Origin of the sequence: Rhizobium sp. 10PS4 (assembly GCF_032464805.1) — a bacterium.
GTDB classification, from domain to species: Bacteria; Pseudomonadota; Alphaproteobacteria; order Rhizobiales; family Rhizobiaceae; genus Rhizobium; species Rhizobium laguerreae.
The window spans coordinates 26,321-52,850 of the sequence record NZ_JAWDIW010000010.1 but is presented as its reverse complement, the minus strand read 5'-3'; the positions used below and the strand labels follow the sequence as shown (position 1 = coordinate 52,850).

The 26,530-nt window shown below is 56.6% G+C and carries 14 protein-coding genes and 1 pseudogene; 6 read left to right on the top strand and 9 right to left on the bottom strand.

From position 1 onward, the window contains the following. Nucleotides 1–629: 629 nt before the first annotated feature. The 5 genes from RWJ89_RS19645 to RWJ89_RS19625 form a co-directional block, all read right to left on the bottom strand. On the bottom strand, nt 630–3,758 hold the full coding sequence (locus tag RWJ89_RS19645) for a helicase-related protein (RefSeq protein ID WP_316031288.1): 3,129 nt from the start codon (nt 3,756–3,758) through the stop codon (nt 630–632). Then, entirely contained in the window at nt 3,748–5,598 is a 1,851-nt protein-coding gene (locus RWJ89_RS19640; RefSeq protein WP_316031287.1) for a phospholipase D family protein, read from the bottom strand. Before RWJ89_RS19640 ends, RWJ89_RS19645 begins: the two co-directional genes overlap by 11 nt. Next, nucleotides 5,591–6,766 (bottom strand): DUF6361 family protein, encoded by a 1,176-nt coding sequence (locus tag RWJ89_RS19635; protein ID WP_316031286.1) that lies wholly within the window; start codon nt 6,764–6,766, stop codon nt 5,591–5,593. Before RWJ89_RS19635 ends, RWJ89_RS19640 begins: the two co-directional genes overlap by 8 nt. A 632-nt stretch (nt 6,767–7,398) precedes the next feature. Beyond that, entirely contained in the window at nt 7,399–9,360 is a 1,962-nt protein-coding gene (locus RWJ89_RS19630) for a P-loop NTPase fold protein (protein WP_316031285.1), read from the bottom strand. Between the two features lie 146 nt (nt 9,361–9,506). Next, nucleotides 9,507–10,241, bottom strand: a complete 735-nt coding sequence (locus RWJ89_RS19625) for a hypothetical protein (protein WP_316031284.1) — start codon at nt 10,239–10,241, stop codon at nt 9,507–9,509. Between the two features lie 1,059 nt (nt 10,242–11,300). Here RWJ89_RS19625 and RWJ89_RS19620 point away from each other — a divergent pair. The 5 genes and pseudogenes from RWJ89_RS19620 (at nt 11,301) to RWJ89_RS19600 (ending at nt 17,792) form a co-directional block, all read left to right on the top strand. Further along, the gene (locus tag RWJ89_RS19620; RefSeq protein ID WP_316031283.1) at nt 11,301–13,349 is read left to right on the top strand and encodes a B12-binding domain-containing radical SAM protein; all 2,049 of its coding nucleotides are present in this window, start codon (nt 11,301–11,303) and stop codon (nt 13,347–13,349) included. A 116-nt stretch (nt 13,350–13,465) separates the two neighbouring features. Further along, a complete protein-coding gene (locus RWJ89_RS19615; RefSeq protein ID WP_316031282.1) occupies nt 13,466–14,947 on the top strand; it encodes a B12-binding domain-containing radical SAM protein in 1,482 nt (493 codons plus the stop codon). Nucleotides 14,948–14,978: 31 nt separating this feature from the next. Next, nucleotides 14,979–15,146 (top strand): hypothetical protein, encoded by a 168-nt coding sequence (locus RWJ89_RS19610; protein WP_316031281.1) that lies wholly within the window; start codon nt 14,979–14,981, stop codon nt 15,144–15,146. A gap of 317 nt (nt 15,147–15,463) precedes the next feature. Beyond that, on the top strand, nt 15,464–16,528 hold the full coding sequence (locus RWJ89_RS19605) for a hypothetical protein (protein WP_316031280.1): 1,065 nt from the start codon (nt 15,464–15,466) through the stop codon (nt 16,526–16,528). Nucleotides 16,529–16,849: 321 nt separating this feature from the next. Further along, a pseudogene (locus RWJ89_RS19600) lies at nt 16,850–17,792 on the top strand (IS630 family transposase). An 886-nt stretch (nt 17,793–18,678) separates the two neighbouring features. Here RWJ89_RS19600 and RWJ89_RS19595 read toward each other — a convergent pair. The 3 genes from RWJ89_RS19595 to RWJ89_RS19585 all read right to left on the bottom strand — a co-directional run bounded on the left by RWJ89_RS19595 (nt 18,679) and on the right by RWJ89_RS19585 (nt 21,672). Next, on the bottom strand, nt 18,679–19,575 hold the full coding sequence (locus RWJ89_RS19595; RefSeq protein WP_316031279.1) for a hypothetical protein: 897 nt from the start codon (nt 19,573–19,575) through the stop codon (nt 18,679–18,681). Further along, entirely contained in the window at nt 19,572–21,026 is a 1,455-nt protein-coding gene (locus RWJ89_RS19590; protein ID WP_316031278.1) for a hypothetical protein, read from the bottom strand. The genes RWJ89_RS19595 and RWJ89_RS19590 overlap by 4 nt, the downstream gene beginning before the upstream one ends. A gap of 460 nt (nt 21,027–21,486) precedes the next feature. After that, nucleotides 21,487–21,672, bottom strand: a complete 186-nt coding sequence (locus tag RWJ89_RS19585; RefSeq protein WP_316031277.1) for a hypothetical protein — start codon at nt 21,670–21,672, stop codon at nt 21,487–21,489. Between the two features lie 944 nt (nt 21,673–22,616). Here RWJ89_RS19585 and RWJ89_RS19580 point away from each other — a divergent pair. After that, entirely contained in the window at nt 22,617–23,999 is a 1,383-nt protein-coding gene (locus RWJ89_RS19580; RefSeq protein ID WP_316031276.1) for an alpha/beta fold hydrolase, read from the top strand. Between the two features lie 293 nt (nt 24,000–24,292). Here the strand turns inward: RWJ89_RS19580 and RWJ89_RS19575 are convergent, their stop codons facing one another. Next, nucleotides 24,293–26,179 (bottom strand): TPR end-of-group domain-containing protein, encoded by a 1,887-nt coding sequence (locus RWJ89_RS19575; RefSeq protein ID WP_316031275.1) that lies wholly within the window; start codon nt 26,177–26,179, stop codon nt 24,293–24,295. Nucleotides 26,180–26,530 lie beyond the last annotated feature (351 nt).

Below are 26,530 nucleotides of genomic sequence, written 5' to 3'. Positions count from 1 at the left end.
CGCTTTCGGGCTGAAATTCACGTTCCCGCGGTCGCCGAGCGGATGGCCGCTTCGCGCCCTCATCTACGACATTCCGAGCGGTCGGCCCACACCCGAAAAGCGGACGCGAGTCTACCCGAAGCTCCAGTGTTGGGAATAGGGCCCAAAGCCAGGGCACAAAGGTGACATCCACGGTCGCTCGCGATGGGAAAACAGAGGGGATTTCAACGCTTTTCCGCTAAGCTATTGAAATCATGTGAGAAGCCAGATTCCCCAGGCAGGCCGTTTTTTCGGAGCTGTTTCCTCTTTCAGTGATCCTATTCCCCACCAGAAAACGTGGCGTCTTTTCAGCTACTTGGCACGATTTCCCGTCAACTGGAATGTGACGCTCTCGAGATCTCAAAGAAGCTTAGAATTCTCAAAATGACGGCTGGGGACGCTGCTCGAGTGCTTCAAATAGTCTGTGACTAACGACCGCTTTGGGGACTGGCAGCTTTCGGGAGGCCGATTGCGTAGACAGCCATTGGCCTCGCTTCCACTTGTCCAGGTCTATGAATAATTTCGGTCGGCAGGTCCTATGATCGGCGTTAGGGGGCGTAGTCAACCGGAGCGCGGTGGTGCCGACCGCGAAGGGCAAGTGCGCAGCGCGTCTAAGGCCGCAACCGGATCTGAAGATCGTCGAAAGCGCTCGCATCGACCCCTTCGCCAACGAGCCTTACGAGGTGCGCCAAGAGATCGTCCTGTCTTGGTTGACCGAATGCGAGGCGGTAGACCGTCAAGCTCCGCTTGAGCCATTCGAGCCGTTTCTCTTCCCGACTGAAGGGTAGCATGGGCACCCGTCGCTCGACCTTTGCGGTTCCTTCATAGATCCAATATGGAATGAGTTCATCCTGACTTTTCGTCGCGCGCCGCGCCGCAGCGAACATCGTAACCCACGGGTCCTCGATCGGCTTTCTGCTGCGCCGAAGGTCATCGGCATGGGCCGCGGCGACGTTCAAGCGCACGGCGTGTCCCTTGAAGCGATGAACGCGCCCCTCTCGCTGCTCGAGGTCGACCGGATTTCCAGGCAGGTTCCAATGGTATACACGGTGGCAATACGGGTGGAAGTCCAGGCCCTCCTGCCCGATGGAGGTCGTCGCCAGCACGAACGGACGGAACGGCGAGTTGAACGCCTCTCGCACGGTGGACAGTCGGACGGAACCACCCTCGTCATCCTTCACCTCGGCGAGCCGCATGGCGAAGCGGCCGCGCATCTTGATGGGATCGCGGAAAACGATGCGTCCTTGCTCCACGCGGATGTCGTCGGCTTCGATCTGCGACGGCCGAATGGAGAGCGCGTTGACCATCGCCTGCGCCACGCGCGTCGCTCGTACGGCCGGAGGCGAACCGACGAGGCCTAAGCCTTCCAATAGGTAGTGAGCGTACTCGTCGAGGACTGCTTGCAGGTTGTGCGCGGCGCAGTGGGCGAGGACGCTTCGCCAATAATGCTCCTCGCTCTCCTGACGCAGGAGGGCCACAGCCTCATGCTGGTTGAAGAGCGTGCGAAAGCCCCAGGCGACATGAGCCGCGGCTTCGAGCAGGACTGGGTCGTCGAAGGCGAGTTCCGGAGCGATGCGTCGCAGGGCACGCACAGCGCAAACCGCCGGGCTTCCAAGCGCAACATCCACGAGGAGCTCGACGGCAGCGTCATGGAGAGGGGCAGTGTGAGCTGCCGCGGCGCGTCTCAATTCGGCGACGTGCTCGCGAAATCCGGCTTCGTTACTGGTCCAGGCAAAGGCATTGCCTTGCAGCCAATCGAGAGCGCGATTGCCTGCGGAGGCATCCACGCAGGCGACTACGGACCATTCCCAGTCCCGCGTGACCGAAGTATCCCCGACATCGCTTCGGGAGTGGCCGGTGAGTTTCGAAGCTATCCGTTCGCGTACCGCATCGCGCATTTCCTCGAGGCCGAGGCGTTCGGGGCTCGCGGCGAAGATCTGCAATGGATCCCCGGCTTCTGCCAGTAACGGCGAAGGGTAGATGAGATTGACCGAGCGCAGGGCGGTGGGTTTGCCACTCTCCACCGAGAATTGCAGAGGACGCCGCTTGGTGGCACTGCTGTAGTCGAGGTTCATCGCTTCAGCGCCCATTCGGCGCTCGACTTCGTACGAGATGAGAGCCGCCAAGGCGTCGGGCACCATTTGCCACGACGAGAAGACCAGGGCCTTGGTCGAGGCCCGGCCGCTTGGCGCGGACCCATAGTAGGGCAATGACGGTGCAATCCAGAGCTGCTGATCGAGCCCGTCTTCGAACAGGTCCGACATGAGCGCTCGAAGCCGAGCGTTGCCGGGGTCGATGGGCTGGTACTTGTCGATGGCGTCCGGCTTCAGGGAGTGGGCTTCTGCTTTGGCAACGGCCGCGACCAGCGCTGGGTCGGAGGCGTCCACTGCCTTCTTCAGCAGTTTTTTGAGAGCGTAGTCCCGCATGAAATTGAGCAAATAGGGCGCCGACTTCCAATATTCGACGATCTCCGGAGCGCCGGCGACGCGAGCCACCTCTGCCGAGACTGCCGCTTGGTGAAGATCGATGGGTGCGATCTTCGCCTGCATGGCGGGTTCGGTGAGCATCGAATCCTTTTCGCTGGTGCTGTCCACCCGCTCGGTGCGGGTCATCACCCTTTTCAGGCGCCGCTCTATGCCGGCACGCGCCCGCTTGGCCCGTTTGGTCCCCTCTGGGAACTGCTGAAGGAAACGGCGGAACTGCCTCATCTCGACGTCGAGTTCTTTGGCCACGGCAGCAGCGCGGTCATGACCATGAAGGAAGCCGACCGTTTTGAGGAAGTCTTCGTAATGGTCGCCATCGTCCGAAGCGTCGTCCGACAACGTCAGCATCTTATAGGGAGTGGCGGAAAGAAGAAGTGTTCGCGCACCGGATTCCTGGTCGCCGTATTCAAACAATGCGCGTGCAAGCTCCCCGGCATCTCCTATGCCGGACAGCAGCTCTCGAAAGCGTTGGAACTCGTCGAGGATGATCAGGTCCGGTTTCAAGGCGACGATGCAGGCCTGCGACAGCACCTTCCTCAGCTTGCCGACCAGAGCATTCCGGGCCCTAAGCGTCTCGTGCGGGTATTTCGCTCGGCGGCGGGCGAACAAATCGCATGCCGCGTCGAGTTCGGCGCGCAATACCTTGTTCTTCGAAACGATCGATCGGAAACGGCGAACGATGGTCTTGTCGATTCCATCAAGAGACATCCGATCGATCTCGCCCTTCCACTTGTCGGCGCTGGCGCCGACCTGCAGAGCATTCTTGAGCGGCGTGAAGCGAGCAAAAGGCTCGAGCAGTCTGAAGAGGAACGCGCGCTCCTCCATGACGCCAGTCGTCGAGTGGAGGTTGAAGGTGGTATCGGGCGTCAGGCTGATGAAATTGACGTCGTCGCGGGCGATGACGTCCTCCTTGTCCTTGCTGCGCATCCGCAGCGGCATGAGCGTGATGCGCGTTGGCAGAGCCATCGCCTCCTTGCCAAGCACGTTCAGCCGATTGAGGTTCTGCGCGGCTATGGCCTGATTGGAGCAGATGTAGAGGATGTCAATTCGTTTGGCCGAAGGCCAAAGCTTCTCGAACGTCTTTGCGACGATGCCGCGGGCGATCATGGTTTTGCCCAGGCCAACCTCGTCGGCCACGAGGAAGTACCGGATCGAATCTGGTCCATGCAGACGGTCGAAGACGTAATCGACCGTGCGCCGCTGGAATCGCTTGAGCTGGGCGAGCGACGCCGTCGCGTCGAACGGTTCACCGCGCATCGGAAGCCTCCAGGACGGTACGAAACACTTGCCACAGCTCCTTGAATTCGGCCGGCACGCGATCCTCCGCAACGGCCTCGGTTTCGGGCGAGAGCCGCCTGATCAGCCGATCGACTGTCGCCAGACGGCCATCACCTGCGCACAGCGCACGGACCAGGTCTTCGAACAGGGGAGCGTCGGCGGCGCCACTGCCCCAGAATCCTTTGCCCTTCCCGTTTTGGCCCAACGGCGGCAATGGTTGATCGATGAAGGAAGCCAGCAGGAGCCGCAAGTACGCCATGAACGTTTGCCTGCTGTCGATCACGTGGTTGAGGATCGCCAGGTCTCTCTCCTCCGGCATGCCTTCCACGGTCAAACCGGTGCTGAAGAGTTCGGTGCGACCAGTAGCCTGATCGGTGATCTCAAGGGCAATGAAGCTGGTCAGATCGACTAGGGCCATAGTGCCGAGATCGATCGATGACCCGCTGCGAATGCCGGCCAAGGCATCTCGAGCGTGTCCTTCGCCTAAGGTGACGGGCCAGGCACGCACCCGACCGAGCTTGTCGAGTCGCAGACCGCCTTTAGGCGGAACGAGCCACAGCTTCCAACGCTTGGTACCATCCTCCTCCTTGGCTTCGCAGCGAAGGGACAGTGCGCCGCGCGCAAGCGCTCTGCGTGCCTGCAACAGGTTCTGATCTGCCGATACATCGGCCGGATCGGGTGGTTCCACCTCGTCAGGTTGGAATGTCCGCGTCATCCGACCAAAGCCGGTTTCGCCCAGGATCTCGTCGATCCCGCCAAGGTGCTTGCGCAGACCATGGAGCGTGGCGAAGACCTCGACGTTGGACGTCGCGCGGCCTCTGGGAAGAAGTGCCGAATCCGTCGCATTTCCCGAACCCAGGGTGAGCCTTACGTCCCTGCCGTCCTCCTGAATGAAGATCTTCGCATGAAGGCCTTGCTGCTCGTTGCGATAGGGCTCCTCGCCGTCTTCGGTCTCTGCCATTTCGTCGAGCACCGCCACCTCCTTGAATCGGTCAAGGACGTCTGCGGGCAAGCAGACGAGTTGGTCGGGGCGACTGATCAGCTTTGGAGCCTGATCAGCGAGATCCGCCAAGTACTTGAGCGCTCCGGGCTCGACGAATGGCGACATGATCGCGATCCGCTTGCTGAGGGTCGGCTTCCATCCATGCGAGCCGACGCCATTGACATGGAATTCCATGGCGTCGCAACCGGGCGGCCGATCCCAGTTCACGTAACGGAGGTCGTTGGCGATGGCCAAGGTCAGGGCGCGGCGAGCATCTTGGATTTTGCCCACCGCCAGTCCGGGCAAGGCCGCGATGAGGTCGTGCAGCGGCTTGTTGGAGGCAAACGGCTTCGTGCCACGTTCACCATCGAGGCACATGGCTGCATCCCAGGATCTGTCGCGAGTCAGATTGCGGGACAGGATCAGCAGGCGCATGCGTATTGGCAGATCGCGGTCGAGAGGCTTGAAGCGCAGCGCCCACAGCTTGGGGTGGAAGCTGCCTTCGTTCGGCGCCTTCACCTCGACGACCGCCTTCTCGAGCAGGGAGGCGAGCCTCGAGCCTTGACGAACGTCGGCGTGGATCTGACCAGCGTCCACGTAGACGACCAGCTTCTCGGCCGTACGTTCCGCGGATTCGAGAAGCGTCACTGGATCTTCGAGGATCTCGTCGCGGCTCTTGGACGAGAAGAACGCCAGACTGACCGGCACGGCCAGGGCTGTCTCGAAATCCATCGAGAACGTCGTGGCGATCCCGCCATCGAACTCGTAGCCGAATGGGGCCTTGAGGCTGTCGCCGTAGAGGAGCCGGTTTTCAGGATCGAGAGTGCTCTTAGCCACGGGCGAGATCCTCGAGGTGCCGGTTGGCCTGGGACCAACGGAACTGCAGTCGATAGGCGCCGGAGGAGCCCTGCCACCGATCGCGGGCAGCTCGGTTGGTGAACCGCGATTGCGCCTTCTTCAGGCGGCGCTCACGATCCTTCACCAGTGACTGGGCCTTGGCGGCGTCGCGCTTGAGTGCGCCGCTGGTTCGGACCAAGTCCATCCATTCGATGACGAAGCGCCTGGTCGGATCCTGCACGCGGTGGGCCGGGTGGCGGATCTCTTCCCAGAAGTCCTCGATGGGCCAGCCCTTGAGGCGTGCCAGATCGAGGTCCTGCTGCCACTTCTTGATCGCTTTGCTGTAATCCTCGATCCACTGCTCATTTTCGCGCAACTGGCTGAGCAGCAGATTGTATTGCAGGGCGGCCCCGTACATCACGTCAGAGAAGATCGACGCGTGCTCCACCAGCCCACGTGCCCGTTTGGGGAACATGGAAAGGTGCGGGTGCGACCAGATATGCTCTGAATCAGCCTGAAGATCGTTCTTGGCGAGGAAGGCCAACAGACTGTCCGGATTGCTGTCCACCAGGCGGTCGACCACGAAACCTGCCTCTTCGTCGGTCAGCGCGAAGCTCGTCTTTTCGAGCATGTCCTTGGGAGGTTTAGGCAGGCGCGGATGCCAGGGCGTCGGAACGGTTCGCCCCGCACTATGGTCGTCATCGTCATGATCCTTGCCGATATTCGTTGGCCAGGACGGTAGCGACGCCGCATATGCATCGATCGAGCCGGAGAAGCGACGAATGCCCCATGTCTCAAGCCCAGCCCAATAGACGCTTGCTGGCAGCCTCTTCAATTTCGCACCGGCGTTGACGCCGATCACACCGCTTTTTTCTTCGCCGGCGACCAAGGCATCGCGAAGGCGAAGCTGGTCGTTCCTTATCTGATCGGCAATCTCCTTGCTGATCCGCTCTCGCGGAAGGCGCGAAAAGATGTACGGAACGAACAGCATGTAGCGCAGACGGGTCTGCACCGTGCTGGTGCCAGGGAAGAGGTGGTCGGCAATGGAATCGCGTATCGCGCCTAGTCCCAGTTCGTCTCGAGCTTCCTGTTCAGTGAAGAGCTGCATCAGGCGCTGAGCCCGCTCGCGCTCCTGTTCATCGAAGTCGATCCAGCCGATTGATGACAAGTAGATACCCCGCGCCTAGGGGGGCTTCGATTAAATCGTTGTGCCTGAATCGCTTTGGTGCGCCCCCTTCACCAGCAACGCTGAACGTGCCTGAATCGAAAGTCTTGAGCAACCCAGCTTCGCATATTTGTCGAGCCCCAAAGAAGCTGAGTCAGTCAGTCGACGGCTTAATCTCGTTTCGTTGCTTAGCGCGGAATGGTCCGCGGCCGGAACCGTCTGGAGCAGAAGGTCCTTAACCGGATGTAGAAGGACTTCGTCCTCGTCTGCATCTCCGAGAGCGTATGGATGCCGTCGGCCGCCGCTCCTTTCGCCGAGATCTCCGGGTCACGTCGCGCTGGCCCGTGAATCAAACTGTGTCTCTCGAACGTAAACTGAAGACTATGTCGGAGCTCGTACTAGCGGGCTTCTACACGCCGGAGTATTTCTTCATGGACTACCCGCGGACTACAAAGAGCACTCGCGCCGTTGGATGAAAAACGTCGCCAAGGCGAAGTTCCGGGGATCGACGGTCTAGGTTTTCGCGATCGACGAAGAGGAAGGCGGTGTCGCGGCCGACTACATGACCGTGGCGGGCGAGAAAGAAGCGTACGAGCGCGAATTGGCACGGTCCCGACGCCTCGACAGGTCGGTGCTCAAGCGCCCGGCCGTCTAGGCCGTCTTGCCGCTCCATCGTCAGCTTCCTCGGCATCGACTTCCGCATCTTGCGGTGTGGGTAAGATCTGATCTTCTGGATCGTGTCCCCTCTCGTAGTGGCGGATCAATCCCTGCATCGTCTCCTTCGACATGGAGCGGTGCGGCTCGGGCCACTGGTCGACCTTGGCGATCACGGCTTCATAGACCTTCCGGGCCCAAGGGATCTCGGTCATGAGCGGCTCGCCATGCCTCCCATGATGGTAACGGTAAGCCAGAAGTCTCGAGCCCACGTTCAGTGCGGGAACGTCGCTCGCTATCAAGTTTGCCATCCTGTCGACGTCGATGCCGAGTAGTACCGGGTTCCTCGACAGATCGTCGTTCATCATGTTGAGCTTATGGAGTGCGTCAAATTCGCCGGCCTCGGCTTCCTTGACGATCTCGTCGGCGCGATTCTCCAGGTCAACCTTTTCAACATCCGCCTGCTTGTCGGTCAGGTATCGGTAAATTTCCTCGAACTCCGGAGTGTCCTTTGAGTTGAACCCCAGCCCAGCAGCCGACTCGTATTCGATTAGCAGGGGGTCGGTACGGTTTGCTTCAAGTGATCCGTTTGCGACCAAATCATCAATGTAAGATTTGAAGAACGGGACCACCTCCGCACCATTCGTCAGACGAGTGTCCCCCGCCTTGCCGTGTTTGATGGCCAGACCGGCGGCATGAAGGATCTGCCCCCGTTTCGTATGCGTCCGCTTGGCAAGCTCCTCCGTCAGTTCCTCTGCGGCTTCGTCGGTGTGAGCCATTGGTCTCTCGTAGCTGTGCCACAACCGCCGCCAAGAGGGTTCCGACCGTCCTTTGCCGAAGCCGAACTGAGACTTGGTCCACGTCGTGAACTCAGCGTCGTCCAGGATGCCGCTGGCTTCGAAGTCGATGATGCGTCGATATTCCAAGGGCGGTGACTCGACGGCCAGATCGGCGAAGGTTTCCGAGAACTGTTTCGCGACAGTGGTCTCCGGATTCTCTTCCTCCCTCTGATCATGTCGTCCGATCGACCGGACCGCGAGCGTCATGGAAAGGCTTGGCAATCTACCCAAAGCCCCCTTGCTCAGTTTGTTGGATCGATACCATAGCGTCGTCGCTACCACGACGAGCATAGTTCGGGCGACATGGTCTGGATGACCTTCGCGAATCTCCCCGTCCGTCAGTAGGCTGCGGACGAACCGCGCACCGTTGACGATGGCCCAGGACAGATTGCGCAGGTTCTCGACATGAGAGCGGTTGGCCAGATCGATCAGGACGTCAACACGATCCGTCATGAACGACTTCGTAGGGCCGTCAGATACCTCCTCGACCGAACGTCGGACCACGCTTTCGACGTCTGCCTCTATACGGGCCCGTCGACCTACGATCTTCTCGTTCTGTTCGTCCCAGTTCGCATCTTTGTGGATCTCAAGCAGCTTTGCTTCGTCTCCAACTAGGATGACACGGCGTTCTCCCATCGTGATCAGCGAGTTTACGAGACCCATGATCTCGCCTAAAGCACCCTTCTCGACGCGTTCAAGATCGTCGAAGACGAGGATGTAATCGACGTGTCGACGTGCAGCACGCTTCTCGATGGCGTCGAAAGTCGTCTTGGTAGCGTCCTTTATCTTGAGGAATTCCAAACCGCCTGAGATAAGTGTCCCAACAGTCTTGCCGACCGCGACCTCGCCAGGGCTCGCGGCGCGGTGCATCCGCTTCTCGACGTCGGCGGCCGTCTTCACGCCGAAGAGGCTCACGAAGAGAAAGGGCGTCTTATAGAACCGCTTGGCTTTGGCCTTTGCCTGTCGGTCGGGTTCGTAGATCTTCTCGAGGAAGTAGGTCTTGCCGCTTCCCCAGGAACCTTCGACCAGTATCGCATGGGGAACAGGGTGGACATCCGCTTCAAGGTAGGCGTCGATGACTGCGGTTGCGTGTTCGTTCGTCAAGTCGGGGGTCTCCTTCTCCCTCAATCGTTGCTCTGACCAAACGGAAGACAGCCCGCCGCTCGCCCAAAGCCGTCCCGCTAACCCTCGATTCTTTTTCCGTGAACATCTCACCTAGCCTCGGCTCGGATAACTCGCGCAGGCCCGCCTCACTTTTTGCGGTTGGCGTCCGTGATGCGAATCCTGTAGTCACGCTCCAGCATTTCGACAACTTTGACCAGCGCCCGAAAGATGCCCAGCTCGTTGCTGCCGAACTGATAGCGTCCCGTCATTAGCACCTCCGGGGAGATATCCGCAGGGACGTATCGGCGCTTTAAGCTTTCGTCGCCCTTGTCGAATTTCACGGGATAGCGGAACGACCGCCCTTCACCTTCCCAGATGCCTCCCGGTCCGTAGTTCTGGATATTGGCGTTGTAGCATTCGTCTCCGATGATGCCTTCCATGTCGATCAGGAGATTCTTAATCGGCTCGATCCTCGCCCGAAGATCCCTGACGCAAATAAATCGCCGAGCTCCCGCCACGACATGATCGCGCTGCCCCGTGAAGTCATCGGGGAATGACTGCTCGGCTTCCTTTCTCAGTCGGGAGATTTCTTTGGCGGGCACACCGTCGAACTTAGCGGCATGCAGTTCTTGAAAGGCTTCGATTTCGAGTTTGGCCATGGACAGCCGCTCGTCCCAGCCCTCGGAAATTTCAGAAACAGCGGCAATGATGCTTTCACGAAAGCTGGCAGCAGTCCCGAAGTCCAGGGCATCAAGCTCAAGATAGGCGGCTGTTTCGGTTTCGATGGTGTAGGCAACGATATCGGCATCACCGTCCCAGCCATCGATTGCCGACTCCTTGATGGCGGCGGCAATATCGCTGGGTATTTCCTTAGTCTTCATTTGCAACCTCCTCGGCACATTGGCATTTCTGCATACCTACCGCAGAACAAGCCACCGATTTCTTCACGCGTCTTTCCCGAATCGGCATTTGATAGCATTGCAGTTCTGACAGTCCCTACCTTGCCCTCTCGAAATCATCCTACCGCCCACGACGGACCTAACGCTCGCTGCTCCTTTCGGTGACCGCTACGACAGCTGAATGGCGTGTCCGCTTTCCTCACGGTTTGAAAGCGGACATCAATGTGGTTTGTCACCTGCTCGCGAATTCGCCGCTAGAGCGGAAATTATTGCCGCTCGCTCGGTCCTGTTGACTGATGCCCAAAGGCAGGGCACAAAGGTGTCATCCACGGTCGCTCGCGGCGGAAAAACAGAGGGAATTTCACGGCTTTTCCGATAAGCCATTGAAATCATGTGGGAATCCAAGGTCCCCAGGCAAGCCATTTTTGGCCTATTCCCTCCGTTTAATAGCTGCCATTCCCCACCAGAAAAAGTGACGTCTTTCCAGCTACTTGGCGCGATTTGGCCTCAAAAACCATGTGACGTCCTCCAGATCCCGAGGATGCCTTCAGCTCTTTAAAAGACCGCTGCGGGACCTTGTTCGAATGCCTAAACCGTGACCAACAACAGTGTTGGAGCCGCATGTAGACAGCACCAATTGGCAGTGCGGGAATATTTGAGCTGCCATATGTTTGGTTCCGAAACGAGAATATGCTCGAACTCTACATTGGGTCCCTAGAGTTTGGTACGATGGTTTGTGGTAGAAGAGTGGAAGCTAACTTGGTTAGCGAAGGACGCCGGTAAGTAAAGATTGAAGCGCTCCCACGGAGTAAAACCACTCACATTCGAACCCGGCGAAACTTTCCAGTCCGATTGGTCGGAGGACTGCACGATCATCGGCAATGAGCGCTTTGATATTAGACTCGCACCATCCATCAATCATTCGCGCCGTCCGACGGGCTGGCAACTGAGTATCGCCGTTAAAAACGGAGGACTGACTTTGACAATTGCAAGCAAGAATGCTTAATTCAACTTACGCGCGACGAGTGGGGAGTGTCTAGTATGGCAGGCCTTGAAAAGTTTGATGCTGATACTCGTGAAGAAAAAGCGAAACGTGATAAAGTAGCGCTTGTCTATCCCCCTTTCGACGACAAACGGGATCGATCAGCGTACTACGTGGCGCCGCCCCTGGGGCTACTTTATATCGCAAGTTACCTGGAGCATGAGAACTTTTGTGTCGAAGTACACGACCAAATTTATGAGCTCAAGTCCGGAATCCTGAAAGAGGGGCCAGACCTTTATAAGTCCGCTGCGGAACGAATCCTAGCCGGCAGCCCCGATATTGTATGTTTTAGTACGCAATGCACTACCAGCCCTGGCTCAGTGAACATCGCCAAACGGGTGAAGGCGCTCAGCCCGCGCACACCGGTTATCTTAGGTGGGCATGATGTGTCTTTTATTGCAGAAGATTACCTTCACGCGTTTGCTGAGATTGACTATGTGCTAGCCGGCGAAGCAGAGGAGACGCTACCAAAGCTCATCCGTTGCATTCTGGACGGCGGGGACACCTCGAGTATAAGTGGCACCTTCAGCAGAAAGTCTGACGGTTCTGTGCTTGCATCACATGGCACCGCGACGCGGATTAGAGTGCTTGATCATCTGCTTCCGCCTGCCTACCATCTGGTGCCGGATTTAAGCTCGTACTTTGCTCTGAGCAGAAGACCGACCATTCTTATCGATAGTGGACGAGGGTGCGCCTTTGCGTGCGAGTTCTGCCAGACCACTTTATTGAATGGAACGAAAATTCGCTATCGAACGGTTTCGTCCCTGGTCGATGAACTACGCGTTTACAAGGACGTATATGGCAGTTTCGAAGCATATTTTGTCCACGATCTCTTCACCGCCCGTCGCGGATTTGTGGAAGAATTATGCGACGCCTTAATTGAGGCTGATCTCGGCATCTCCTGGCAGTGTCGATGCAGGATCGATCAGGTAGACGAAATCCTACTTGTAAGGATGGCCCAAGCTGGGTGTCGCATGCTGCTCTACGGGATCGAATCTGGATCGGCCGAGACACTCTCTCGGATGAACAAACGTGCGAAGGTCAGCGACCCGCAAACCATCGTCGAGCTTGTCAAGAAAACGGTTGATGCCGGAATCTTTCCTTCATTGTCGATGGTGGTCGGAACGCCGGAAGAAAGCCTCGCCGACCTCAACGCTACGATGGCGTTAGCTTTCCGATTTCAGCAACTCGGTTCTGTCAACGCGTTCATTCAGTTGATGAGCCCACTTCCTGGCACCCCCCTTGCGAAACGGTTGATTGGGCGATTTACCTATCAAGGGCAGGGTGTTCCGACCGCCTTCTCTCAGGGGATAGAATTCGACAACGGCAAAAGGCTGCAGGAAGACGAAGCGCTCATCTCGTCTCATCCGCACATCTTTCAATCGTTCCAGTCAGTCGTACCCGACCATGGAGACTTTGAGCTATGTGTCGACGTCTCGACCACCTATTGCAAACTGCTGGAGATTTATCGCCGCACGTTTGGACGGCTGCGGGAACTACGAGGATTAAGCTATTTGGCAATGTTCTCCGAATGGCGAACGTATAGCATGAAAGCCAAGCATGTTTCAGTGCTTGGTGGCTTGAAAGATTTCGAAATTTGGAACCTATTCGAGCAATACTTGCGAGACGAATGTGGTTCAGCGCTCTCGCGCGATCAAGCGCTGGCTGAATTTTTCAACTTCGAGCATCTCTTGCGCCAGGTCTCGGAAAGCCCCCCGATCAAAGCAAGCCAAGCGATTAGCGCAACTGAAGGGCGAATTGCCCTTGCCGATGGAGCCAAGCTCTATCGTGCCGATTGCGAGATTGAAGGTTTTCCAGACAGCCGCAACGCCCTTATTGTCGCGACGCAAGATCGACTGCATCTGCTTGCACTAACCGAAGAACAAGCGGAAGCGATCGCGCTGTCTCTTGATCAGCAGGTCTATCAGCAGCTTTCTGGACGAGCAAAGGAGGCGATATCGAAGTTGACGCAGCCTCTGTTGGAGAATGGGATCTTGGTCCCCGCGGCGGACAGTTGCTCCCATTCGTCTTCCGAGCTCGTCGCGTAATGTGGAGCGGTCGCGTCGGCCTGGTTAATCCACCATCGGCCGTTATTGGCGGGGCCTACCTTGCGCCTCCGCTTGGCCTCGTGAACCTGGCGTCACATCTCACTTCCAGGCGCTCGGTGGAGACGATAGAGATTTTAGACCTTGCTCTCGAGCTTAACGAGGGTACGCTTCCGTTCGGCGACAACCTAGTGGATGCTGCGACCCAACGGATTCTCGCGTGCAATTTCGATGTTTGCGCAATTTCGGTCCAATGTTTCAATTTTCCGCTTGTGGAAGCCATCGTCGCTCAAGTGAAGCGCGGCAAAAACGCACCCAAGATTATCTATGGCGGCCACCACGTCGCGTTGTTGAGCGACGAACTCAAAGCGCTTTGTCTCGCCGACCACGTGTCTTCGAAAACAGTAGAAGAGGAACTTGAGGTTGAAGGAGACCCTCTCAGATCACCGGAAAGCTGGCTAGCACCGTCACCTCGGCGATATGCTGCCGTTAGCAAAGTTCCGACCGGCTTAATTGAGATTGGTCGAGGATGTCCGTTTGACTGCGCATACTGCTCAATTCCTAGAGTCTTCGGGCGGCGGCTGGCGTTCAAGTCAGCTCAAGATATTTCGAGGGAAGTGCAGTTTTGGCTGTCGCACGGCATTCATAATTTACACCTCGTGGACGACACTTTCACAGCCGACCGACGCCATGCGAACGACGTGCTGGAAATTCTTAGTTCATTTTCTGAGGTCGTGACGTGGAGTGCTATGACCCGCGCCGATCTTGTCGACTCCGAATTGTTGAAGAAGATGGCCGCTGCCGGCTGCGTCAGCATTCTCTACGGCGTCGACGCGGGAAATGTCTCAACGAGACGAAGGATGTCAAAGCGGGCACCAAAATATCCGGACCTGGGTGATTTAGCCCGTTGGAACGTGGAGGCGGGTATCAGTCCCAGTTTCTATTTCATTATAGACTATGTGTCTGACACTGTTGAAGATTTTCACGAGAGTCTTCTCCAAGCGGCTCGTATGTCTCTTGTCGACCCCGGCTCCGTGCGACTAAATTTGACTCGGATTAACCCAGGGACATCTCTTGGCAAGACGACCGAAAAATTGCTCCCGAATTTTGAGGCTCCATATGCTGACACGTTGAAAGCAACGGTTGGGATCGGCTGTGATGAGGTCTGGACGCTGATCCGAGACAAACCCGCACTTTTTTCGACTTACTTCTGTTCTCCGAGCGCCATTCATAGAGCAACTCTGAACGCGCTGGCACGGTATGGAAACTTGCTCATTGCTGAATTTCCCATGACATTTTTGGTGCTCATACAGTCCGAGAACCTCATCGAAGTTTTCTCCGATCTGGCTAACGTGCCTGAACATAAAATGGCGACGGAGGAGCAGGTAAAGTCCGCCTTTTCATCGGCCGTGGACCGCTTTTCAGAATCTGGCCTTGAATTTTTAGAATTCGAGCGTTGGTTGACGGCTGGGGACACGAAGGAAATCCTCACACGTGTTGATGCGGCTTTCGTCCGAGATTGCGGGCAGTCCAAGTATCTCCCATCTCTGAATTCCGCGCTCTTGCGGAAGCCGCGGTATTACCGGCACGCCGCGAACTGAAAGTGCCGATCTTTGAAATGGAGGTATCAATATGGTTACGGATCAGGACAAAAGCGGCCGAGGCTCGGTCGACGAGCGGGTAAAAAAACTTGAAGAGCGCCTCGACAAGCTGCTTTCCGGAAAAATAGACTTGGAGGTTGTTGAGCTCGGAGCATTGCAAGTATCTCCGAAATCCAAACTACGGGTTGCCTGTGAGTAAGAAACAAAGTTTTCTTGATGGCATCCCCAGGTTATGATTGCCCGCGCGTCTACGCGTTGGACATTGTGGTTCCGGCCGTCGAAACTGAACCGTCGGAACCACTCGTCGTAGATGTGAACGGAGGCCGGTCCGGATTGAGCGCCTGCTTTCTCAAAACCGGCGATCGAAGATTAGAGCGAAGAGTGTTGTCGCGGCTCGCGGAAGCGGGTGCCGGGAAAATTTACTCACCTATCCTGCGTGGTATCCCGGAGCTTCGCTCCGAACTATCGCTGGGAGAGATGCTTGGTACAATCACTCACCCAGTAGGGATAAACCGTTTGAATGACGCCTACATGCCCATCGGTGAAAGTTTTGAGCATGGCAACGATCAACGGACACGAGAATTCGCACGCGATCTCGGAATAAACTTCGAGACGGTCATTTTCGACTGGTCGCCGGCACAACGCACTTTCGTTACCGATTTGGGCTCGATCCCCCTCTCGGATTGTTTCGGATGCTCAGCGGTGGTTTGGCCTTACTCTTGGGACTGGCGCGCTGTTTCATTTCCCAGTCGCGCGAAGCTCATTAATCCAACCGTTATTCAGCTTCTCACGTCTAATAAGCTCTACACAGCCGCTGTCGCTGACAGAAGTGCCGGTTTAGCCTCGCCCATCATGCCTCCGACAATTGCCTTCGGCTTCATTGGCCAGGAAGAAAAATACCGCGAGTGGATTGCCTCCCTGGATTGGGGGCCGATAGACAGGTGGGTCGTGAAGCCAGCTCAAGGCAGGCGAGGATATGGCGTCGTAATGCTCAATGACGAAGAACTTCTTGAGTATGCCCAACTGGCGGGGCTAACGGCTGATGGCGTGCAACTGCTTCAGGGTGGGAAGATGCTAGCAGCGGCGTCGCTTATGGGCGATTTGCCGGAAGCGTTCACGATCCTGCAGCCCTTTATCGACCCGTCAGCTAGAAGAAATCCCCATAGCGGTGAGCTTCATAACAGCATGCAGCGCGTAACCGTTATCTCAGATGCGAATGGCGTCGAGGTTCTCGATGTGACAACTGTTTTGATGCGTCAACCCCGTGATGGTCGTCCCGACGGCGATCCACGCGCCCCCTTTATCCTGACGCCGGATAAAAGAGCGATTTGTATTGAGCCTCGTCCAAAAGAGTATGAGGCCATAAAACACGCGGCGCTCGCTTGCATCGAATGTCTCGAGGATTATGCTCTCAGCACACCGCTCGATCATCGGGGAGCCGTGATGTGGGAAGCGTTAGAATGTGCCCATTTCGCCGAGCGGACCTTCGATCGCTCATGTCTTAACGACGTGGCCGCTGCGTGGCGAGATGGCGTTCCGTTGTTGGACGTCTTTGCGGCCGTCCCGTCAAACTTGGTTTGATTCTTGTAATCGCTTTCTCAGCTACGTCGCCAGATCAGAAGATGCGCGCGACGCGAGGAGCGCCAACAGGGCATCATCGCTCAATTGAGTATCGAGGAGATGCCTAAGTTCTGGAGCAGGCGCAAGGTGCGCTACCACATCACCGGAAATAGCGTTGTCGTGAGAGGCTTAACCAACAAGACGGCGCAGCCGCGAACCAACCGTCAAACCGCCGCCGGAAAACTGTCCGGGATTTAGAGCAGATCCTGTGATCGATGAATCGATTGTGAGGTGACGGGGCGCGTCGAAGCTGATTCAACATCCACAGCGAAGAGGTGGATGATGGCACAAGCACTGAGCGACGATCTTCGATTGCGCGTATTGAAGGCGTCTGCGGCGGGCATGTCAGCAAGGCAGGCCGCAGCCCGGTTCGGGGTTGGAATTTCGACGGCAATCCGGTGGATCGCAAGAGCGAAAGCCGGCGAGCCGACCTCCCGGCCGCAAGGTTGGAGACGGCCGTCGGCGCTGGATGCACACGAGGGATTCGTTGTCGAGCTGATCGAAGACCGCAAGGACGTGGCGCTCGATGAGATGGTTGAGCGCTTGTCCGTTGATCGGCAAGTGAGGATCGGCCGGAGTGCTCTTGGTGCCTGGCGCGAGGCCGCGGATGGACCTTTAAAAAAAGTCCGCATATGCACTGGAGCAAGACCGGCCGGATGTTCTAAAGCGGCGACCTGCCTGGTTTGATAATCAACTCGACCTCGATCCGGAGAAGCTGATCTTCATCGATGAGACCGGCCTCTCGACGAAGATGGCACGTCTACGCGGGCGTGCAATTCGGGGCGAGCGTTGCCGAGCCGGCGTGCCGCACGGCCATTGGAAAACAACGACGTTTACCGGCGCGTTGCGCCTCACCAGAATGACCGCACCGTTTGTCTACGATGGAGCGATGAACGGTAACGTCTTCCTGGCCTACGTCGAGCAAGTGTTGCTGCCGACCCTTCGCGTCGGTGACGTTGTGGTTATGGACAACCTGCCGGCCCACAAGACGTCCGGCGTGCGCGATGCTATCGAACGTGCCGGCGCCAAACTCATGTTCCTGCCGCCCTATAGTCCCGACTTCAATCCCATCGAGAACGCATTCTCCAAACTGAAGGCTATGCTGCGCGCTCAAGTGGAGCGAAAGATCGATGCCCTGTGGGACGCAGTCGGTATCTTGATCCCGCGGTTCACTCCGACGGAATGCGCAAACTACTTCAAGGCCGCCGGATATGACCCGGATTGAACAGGATCTGCTCTAGCGGAATCACTGTCCGGGAATTACTGAAAACTGTGTCCGGAGATTGCTGGCGATCAAAGGATTCGAAAGCAATCGCTCGCTGTCCGGAATGGGCAGAGAGCGGAAATAATTACCAGAATAGCCCTCCTGTTGACTGAGGCCCAAAGCCAGGACACAAAGGTGGCATCCACGGTCGCTCGCGATGGGAAAACAGAGGGGATTTCAATGGCTTTCTTCTAAGTCATTGAAATCATGTGAGAATCCAAGGTCCCCAGACAGGCATTTTTTTGGACCTAATCCTTCTTTCATTAGTTTCCATTCCCCACTAGAAAACTTGACGTCTTTTCAGCTACTTGGCGCGATTTTCCGTCAATTGGAATGTGACGTTTCCCAGATCCCAAAGTTGCTTAGGACCCTCAAAAATGACGGCTGGGGACCCTGCTCGAGTTCCTGTACCGCCAGTTAGGCAACTAGACTAGCCGTCTGCGACTTGCAGAAAATCGATCCCGGACTATCAGGCCATCAGGCAACGACCTCATCGGGTTCGAGTGAGCTTTAAGCGGCCGGAGCGCAAACGCCTGTGTCTATCCGCGTTCGCGATCTCGTAGCGGCCGCGCGGTTCTGATAATTAGCTTTGACCACAGGAGGATCGCATGCCGGGCCGCATAGTCGACTACGGACGCAGCTTTTCCGATATCGAAGTTTTCGACGCATCGATGACGACACTTTAGAAGTGCAGCGGCGCGAACTTGCGGCTATCTAGGAAGGTTACATTTGGGCCGCCGCGTACCATCAGATGAACGATCCGATGGAAGGGACTTTCTATGCACGGCGCCAGGGTCCCGGCGACTTCTACTTCCAGACGATTCTCGATAAATTCACGTCGCGAACTTTAATTGTAAGGCCACCCGAACGGATTATAGCGGGGATCCGCGCGCGAATCGTACCTTGTGTCCTCTTTGAAATGTTCAATCTTGGGATCTACCCACCGGCCGAAGGCTTCGCCGGCCTCCCGACCAGGTGTTTCAAACATTCCCACCGCCGTTGAAAGGAGGCCCGCTGAAAGACCTGCCACAGTTGCCCCGCTTGCTGGGGCGAGTTGCCAGCCCGCAGCACCGACAAGAACCGCGCCCACAACCCTGCCCGTTGCAGCGCCTGCCCCTCCGAAGAATACCTCCGCACGACCTTCATTCGGTTTTTGCGTTTGCGCAGTTGCGCCCGCGGCCACGAAGGCTGACAATATCGCTTTTTCTTCACTGGAGAGCCGCGTCGTTGAATTTCTGCTGCCACTGCGTGTTCGCAGCGCGCTACCAAGGGGACTTTCGCTACTCGACGTAAGCTTACGATTAAAGCCGTTGGAAAAATAATTTCCGGCATCGACCTCGCGCCTGTCGGGCTCCTCCGACGTACCAGTTGCATCACGCTGGTGTTTGGTGAGCGTTTGAATACTTGACGATCGGCCTCGAAACTCGCTTCCCAAAAGGCTCTTTATGTCGTTGAATTTGAAGACTTCCTCGCTTTGTTCCGCCTGAGAAGTACTGTCCGTCCTATTAACCGTTTGTTGCTGCCGTTCTGAAGTTGATCTGTCTTCAGACGCTCCGCCGGTGTTCCCGCCCGCGTTCTCCGCAGCCGCTTGCGCCAAGTCATCTAAATTTGCGAGAAAAGCTACTCCTGCCGCCGCGGTGGCGATTATCTGCCGTCGTGTCAGTTCTAAGAAGCGGTTCGATTGAAGCTGATCGAACTCCAACAATTTGGCATCCTCCCTCTTCACACCCTGTCGCTTCGTCATGCGGAAACAACCCAGAGATACATGATGATTTGATCGACCGACCCAGAGCTTGATGTTAGGCTCCCGAGCACCTTCCAATCGCCTTTTGGCGACCCATTCCACAATAGATCCGCCTGTTGGGGTCTCAGTTCTAAGTTTGGAGCTACCGGACAGACACGTCCCAGCCGCAAAGGGGCGGCATTCCCAGCTAGAACCACTCCCGCGGGAGGCGTCACGCTTACCGATATTGGCGCTTTTCCGTCTCCGATGAACTCAATATTCATACCTCGAAGCAAAGCGTTTGAGTTTGGAAGATTTAAGTCATTCACTGTAAAGGTGGCATCGAAAGTCTTGCGATCAGAAGCGATCATTATTTTTTCTGCAATTTGAACTATCGTCAGGCGTTGTGTCCGCTTCCACGTGGCTATTGTATCAGAGGCTTTAACCAACCAAGCCGAGATTTGATCCAGGATACCACCTTTGGCTAGGTCTCCCAATGGAAGGTCGATTCCATAGACTTGCTTTAAGCCATCATTCACGACAGTTGCACGTTCAATAAGAGGTCGAAGATTCTCATCAAAAAGTGATTTCGTTGCCCTTAGCCGCTCGTCGTAATTCAACTCCGATCCAGATCTACAGTGTTCGGAGATCTGCAACCACGCAAGTTGCCTGCTTATAAATGCTCGCTGAAGTTTGAACCCTTCATCCTTGCGTAGGTAATCCTCTTTCCTTCTTGCGACTTTCAGCTTTGTGCTCAACTGGGCCACGGTCGCTTTGGCGGCCGCTAGCGTTTCCTGCCACGTGGCGTATTCCATATTTGCTCTGTATGTAGCAGTAGAATTTGCGAGCGTCTCAACCTTATCTTTCTCGGTATTGGCGACACTTCTCGTTATGAACGCATTTTGCGTAATCTGATCGGACATCATTTGGTCAGATAGTAGTTTCGCAAATTTTTGGCCATTAGCGACATCACCGGTCATCACCTCGGGGATATTTTGCTGTATCGTTGCCTGCGTGAGCGCCAACTCTAAGCCTTCAACCTCGTCAGCCGCTTCCTTCCAAGGCAGTTTGTAAAGTCCTTCGTCAACTTCATGTAGATGCACAGCATCCAGGCGCACAAATTCCTCACCTTTAAACCGCGTATCGTTCCGATGCCTCGCAAGTTCTCCATATTGCAACCGTAGTTGCAGACAAGCTTGGGAATACTTTGCAGCATCGTCTAAATTCGCCTCTATGTGGCGAATGCTCAATCTTGGATCGGGCACTACCTGCGAGGGATCGATCGTTTCGAGATCAGGAATAAAGGCTTGCGTGCCGTTATATGTATAGAAGGTCGCTGCGCCATTATTGTTGATTGGCCCTGCCACGGCCTCCCGAAGGCTAGCGGCATCTTGGCGTATTCCAAGAAGATCTAAGTCGTATTGACGCGCAAAAGCGGTTTCTATCCGCGCGACCTCATCGTTATCTGGCATGCCGCTCCTCCGTGAAAGTCCTCAGAAGTTCAACCGCAATGCGAGACGGTGCGACCCGTTTATTGACAGGTGATCACATAGTGTGCGTAGCCGCATTTGTTGCCGCAAATGCTCCCTGTTTGAACTACCGTTGGAGTGCCGCTCGACCCTTCCTGCCGGCATATTGCTGATGCCTTGACCTTCGGGTCGACATAGCAGTAGTCGTACACTTGGTTTCCTCCAGGCGCCGGACATACAGGTCCACAGCGGCTAGCATTGTTGTGTCTCCCATCCTGCCAATACTCACCCAAGCAAAGGCTATAAGTGCCTGCGGTGGCTGCCGTCACGGATAATATCGCTCCGAGAAATGCGAACAGGAATACTCGATATTTAATCATCGGTTGCCCCCGGTAACTATTGGTAGAGTAATTTCATATTACGCGCATTTTGAGTTGAAGCAATGGGTCACGCCGGGAAGAGCTCATTGGACAACTGGATCGAGCGCTTCTTTGATCTGATAAGCAATTCCATCGGGTGTGCATGTTTCAACAAGCTGACCGTCGATTAACGCCCGCTTGTCCAATTCGCCGCGTTTATCGCCGCAGCCGGCTCCCACGCTGCGCAAGATGAAAGCTTCGCGTTTCGCCGGTTGCTCCCACCACGCCATTTGGCGTATTTAAAGCCGCCGAGACTCTAGTCGCAGCCGGATGAAACCTCCGTGGGGGTTGCCGATAGGCATAAGTGGGCCCAGCATGCGTCCGAGCACCCGATTTTCAGCTTCTTCACCCCAGAATTGCCGATTGCTGAGCCTGAGCGCGCGATAGGATTGGTTCGGCGCAACTCGGTGCCGCCGAGCCGCAGAGGAACGGTCTCCCGCGGCGCATAACTCGATGATCGACGTGAGGCGTCCGCGAACGTCGGCATTCGGCATGCGCGGACGTTGTCGTAAACGCCCGGAATGGTGAAGGCGCAAAGCCGCCGTATGATTAGCGGTCGTGGGACGACGAACCTGAGTCCGAAAACGGAAATAATTGCCGCTAGCTCCTTCCTGTTGACTGATGCCCAAAGCCAGGGCACAAAGGTGGCATCCACGGTCGCTCGCGATGGAGAAACAGAGGGAATTTCAAGGCTTCTCCACTAAGCTATTGAAATCATGTGAGAATCCAAGGCCCCCAGGCAAGCACAATTTGCGCCTGTAGCGCCTCATTCTCCTCTGACGATCGTCTCCAAAAAATCTTCAGGTTTTACAGCCACATGATACCTTTTCCACGCCGGTAACCGCAGCTTCGCGCTACTCCGATGTCGCAACCTACGGTCGCACAAAAAACTGGCTGGGGACCCAATTTGTTAGGGGCAAATTCTTCCGCTTTGAGCCCAAGAGCTGTCGTCTGCAGTCCGGTCGGTGCTGGCTCGTTTCGACCCTTTAAGACCTTCCCGCGTAAAAGTTGACTGGAAAGTTCCGACCCCGATGCGGCCGTTCAGCCGGTCGTCGCATTACGATGTGCATTTTCTCAAAGGCTCGGCACTTGCGCTCAATCTTAATCTGATCGCCGAGATGTGATAGTGTGATATCTGGCTGAAACTCTGGGGACACGCTCTGTGGAACGCCGCTTGACCGCGATTCTGGCCGTCGACATGGCAGGCTATAGCCGCCTCATGGAGCAAAATGAGGAAGATATCCTTACGCGTCAGAAGGTGCACCGCAAGGAGTTGTTCGATCCGCAGATCGCAACTCGTGGAGGCCGCATCGTCAAGACCACGGGCGACGGGATGTTGGTCGAATTCGTTTCAGCACAGGATGCCGTCCGCTGCGCCATCAACATCCAAGTGGCTATGGCGGACCGTGAGGGAGCGTCACCGGAAGAACACCGCATTCTCTACCGCCTCGGGATCAATCTCGGGGATGTCCTCTTCGAGGATGGAGATATCTTCGGCGATGGCGTCAACGTGGCTTCCCGCCTTGAGGGGCTGGCGAAGCCAGGCGGCATCTGCATCTCCGACATTGTACATCAAGCGGTCGCGGATAAGATCAAAGTGCCTTTTCGCGACATGGGCAACCAGCGGGTGAAGAATATCTCCCGCCCCATCCGGGTTTGGCAGTGGACACCCGACGCTTCGCTACCTAGCCCGGAGCTTCCCAAAGCTGCGCAGCAACAACAGGTACAGTTCGCCACTGCCCCAGACGGAGTGCAGATCGCGTGGGCCAGTATTGGCCAAGGGATGCCGGTGCTGAAGGCACCGAATTGGCTGAACCATCTGGAGTATGAATGGCGCAGTCCAATCTGGCACCCATGGCTGGTCAGGTTGGCGGGGCTGTGCCGGCTGGTACGATTCGACCAGCGGGGAAATGGCCTATCGGACTGGGGCGTCGAAGCTGTATCCGCGGGGGCAATGACTGGCGACATGTCGACCGTCGCAGCCGCTGCTGGACTGAGCCGGTTCGCGCTTCTCGGCATTTCGCAAGGATGCTCATTCAGTGTCCGCTACGCCGTGGAGAATCCCGAGCAGGTGACCTGCCTCGTCCTCTTGGGCGGATTTCTTCGGGGTCGGCTCAAGCGGACGCAACCGGACCAAAAGCACCTTTATAAAGTCGGGACGATGATGATCCGCGACGGCTGGGGCTCGACCAATCCAGTCTTCAGGCACTTTTTTACAACAACCTTCATGCCCGACGCTCAGCCGGAGATGGCTGCGAATTTCGACGAACTTCAGCGCATTGCTACGAGTCCGGAAGCGGCGATGCGGATCTGGAAAATGAACAGCACCGTCGATGTGACGGAGTTGGCGAAGCAGGTCAAGGTTCCGACGTTGGTCCTGCATTGCATCGGCGATCGCGTCGCGCCGATAGAGGAAGGGCGTCTCATGGCCACGCTTATTCCTAACGCGACCTTCGTTGAGCTTCCTGGAAACAATCATGTGCTCATGGAGGACACGGCTGCCTTCGAACAGTTCTTTGACGAGTACTCCAGGTTCCTGACAGCGTACAACCAGTGAAATATGGCCGCTATGGGCGCGCAAAGCGGCTTTTCAGCGGTTTCGCTTTGAACTTCTGATGTCCACCCGAACCAGACTTTCCAGTGATCGTTGTTTAAGGGCAGCCAACGCTAAAAAAAGCGGACGTCTGCAAGAACGGAAGGCCGACGCCCGGTGAGTTCGTCGTACGGCCAGACCGCTCAAAAGCGCGCTGACTTAGTTCGTGTGCAGTTTGTGTGAAACGCGCCACGTTCGATGCGTTTTCACACAAACTCGGCGTCAGGAATGCGCCCCCCTGTCCAGATCGGGTTCGATCATCCGGAAGACCGCTGCTGAGCGATGTTGAGCAAGGCTTCGAACCTGGGATCTTCGCGTAGCGACGCGAAATCGTCGTCCTGCCGTGCCCATGCTGCCATGCGCGGGTGCATACTTTGCAGGGCTCGGGCCAGCAAATCGAGGGCCTTATCGTTGGCTCCAAGCCGGGCGTGTACACAGGCGATGTTATACAGGACCTGGGTATCGTCGGGATCAAGCCACAATGCTCGTTCCGCCCATTCTTTTGCGCGTGCCAGCTGACCCAGGAAGATCAGCGCCATGGCTCCGTAGCAAGCAGCGCGCACGTTGTCGGGATGACGCTCCAACTCACGTTCTGCGCACTCAAAGCTGCGGCGTTCCGCCAAAAGCGCGTCGCGTTCACGCCCAAGAGCGTGGTATTCTTGGGCCAGATGGCCCATCGCCTGGAAGTCTTCCGGAGCAACTTCGGCAGCGCGCTCGTAGTGTTTGGCAGCTTCCGCGTGCTTGCCCTGCAACACGCAGCTTCGCGCGTAAAAATAGTGGCCCTCATATAATCCCGGATCAAGGTAAATTGCCCGTTCGAACTCAGATGACGCCAGTTCATACTCTGCACCGAGTGACAGGGCGAGACCACGCGAGGCGTGCGCTTCAGCCAACTCTGGATCGAGATCCAGGGCTTTGCTGCTGGTCGCAATTATATGTTCTAGCGATATCTCGCGGTGCATGAGGCAGCGAAACGCGTCGCAATCGGCGACGCCTGCATAGGCCTGCGCATAGTCGGAATCGAGCTCGATCGCCCTCAGGAACATGCGACGGGCGAGCTCGTACGACTTCGTCGAGTGACGGCTTAAGTACTGACGCCCTCGTAAATAAAACTGATACGCCTCGATGTTGCTGGTCTTGATCTTGCGGATAGCCTGACTTTCCTGCGGCAGCAACCGCACCTTTAGGGCATCTACAATGCTGTGGGCGATTTCGTCCTGGATTGCGAAGATGTCAGTCAGGTCGCGATCATAACGGTCGGCCCAGAGATGCATTCCGTCCTTGGCGTTGATGAGCTGTGCGCTGATGCGGACGCGCTGCCCGGCTTTTCGAACGCTTCCTTCCAGAATCGTCGTGACGTTGAACCGCTTGCCGACCTCTCCGGCCTCGACCGACCTGCCCTTGTAGGTGAAGACCGAGTTTCGGGCGACTACCGAGAGACCCGAAACCTTTGACAGGTCGGTGATAATGTCCTCGGTGATGCCGTCGGCGAAATAGTCCTGCTCAGGATCGCCGCCCAAATAGTTGAAGGGGAGCACAGCGATCGATGGTTTCCCGCGTATGGGACGCCCCGGAACGGTCCCTTCGACTGCCGTAGCACGAGTTGGCTCCGACGGCACAAACGCGACGCGATAGACCCGAACCGGACGCTCGATGTTTCTAAGGGTGTGTTCGCCAACGTCCTCGAAAACGATGTCCAGTCGGTTGCCGATGTGCTCGTGAACTGACGCGGACACGGAGATGCCCCCTGGACTGGCAATGCTTTCGAGGCGTGCAGCCACGTTTACGCCGTCGCCATAGATGTCGTTTTCGTCTACGATGATATCGCCGACGTTGATGCCCATTCGAAACTCGATCCGCAGTTCCTCCGGCACACCAGCATTGCGCTCGCGCATCTGGCTTTGTATCTCGGCAGCGCAGGCGACCGCGTTCACGACGCTCGTAAACTCTACCAGCATGCCGTCGCCGATAAGCTTGACAATGCGGCCTTGGTGCTCGGCGATCTTCAAGTCCACCAATTCCTTGCGATGGGCTTTGAGCGCAGCCAGTGTAGCGGTCTCGTCAGCGCCCATAAGGCGGCTATAACCGACCACATCGACGGCCAGTATGGCGGAAAGCCGGCGTTGGACGCGTTCCTTAGCCATGTGGCCTGATTGCTTTCGCAAAAAATGCTGTACGGCAGATTCTATTAGGGCTCTGCTGAGGAGTCCATCCCTTGGACTTCCGGAGCACGTCGCTTCCAGTCCCTGCTCGCGATTACCAAATGGCCGCTACTGGGCGCACACGTGCCGTCCGGTACCTCCGCATTGAACTTCGGCTCACCACCCGATTCGGACCTTAACACCCTGACGTGCGAGGTCCGCTTTAGGCCCCAAGAGCGGAAATTATTACCGTTTTGCACACCGGTTGACTGAGGCCCAAAGCCAGGGCACAAAGGTGGCATCCACGGTCGCTCACGACGGAAAAATATTGGGAATTCAAAGGCATTTTTGCTA

Excerpts from the sequence above, each read along its gene's own strand:
- RWJ89_RS19585 (WP_316031277.1), bottom strand. The coding sequence starts at position 21,672 with ATGGCGTGGTGGGAGCAACCGGCGAAACGCGAAGCTTTCATCTTGCGC.
- RWJ89_RS19575 (WP_316031275.1), bottom strand. The coding sequence starts at position 26,179 with ATGGCTAAGGAACGCGTCCAACGCCGGCTTTCCGCCATACTGGCCGTC.
- RWJ89_RS19590 (WP_316031278.1), bottom strand. The coding sequence starts at position 21,026 with ATGCCAGATAACGATGAGGTCGCGCGGATAGAAACCGCTTTTGCGCGT.
- RWJ89_RS19625 (WP_316031284.1), bottom strand. The coding sequence starts at position 10,241 with ATGAAGACTAAGGAAATACCCAGCGATATTGCCGCCGCCATCAAGGAG.
- RWJ89_RS19610 (WP_316031281.1), top strand. The coding sequence starts at position 14,979 with ATGGTTACGGATCAGGACAAAAGCGGCCGAGGCTCGGTCGACGAGCGG.
- RWJ89_RS19620 (WP_316031283.1), top strand. The coding sequence starts at position 11,301 with ATGGCAGGCCTTGAAAAGTTTGATGCTGATACTCGTGAAGAAAAAGCG.
- RWJ89_RS19595 (WP_316031279.1), bottom strand. The coding sequence starts at position 19,575 with ATGACGAAGCGACAGGGTGTGAAGAGGGAGGATGCCAAATTGTTGGAG.
- RWJ89_RS19645 (WP_316031288.1), bottom strand. The coding sequence starts at position 3,758 with ATGCGCGGTGAACCGTTCGACGCGACGGCGTCGCTCGCCCAGCTCAAG.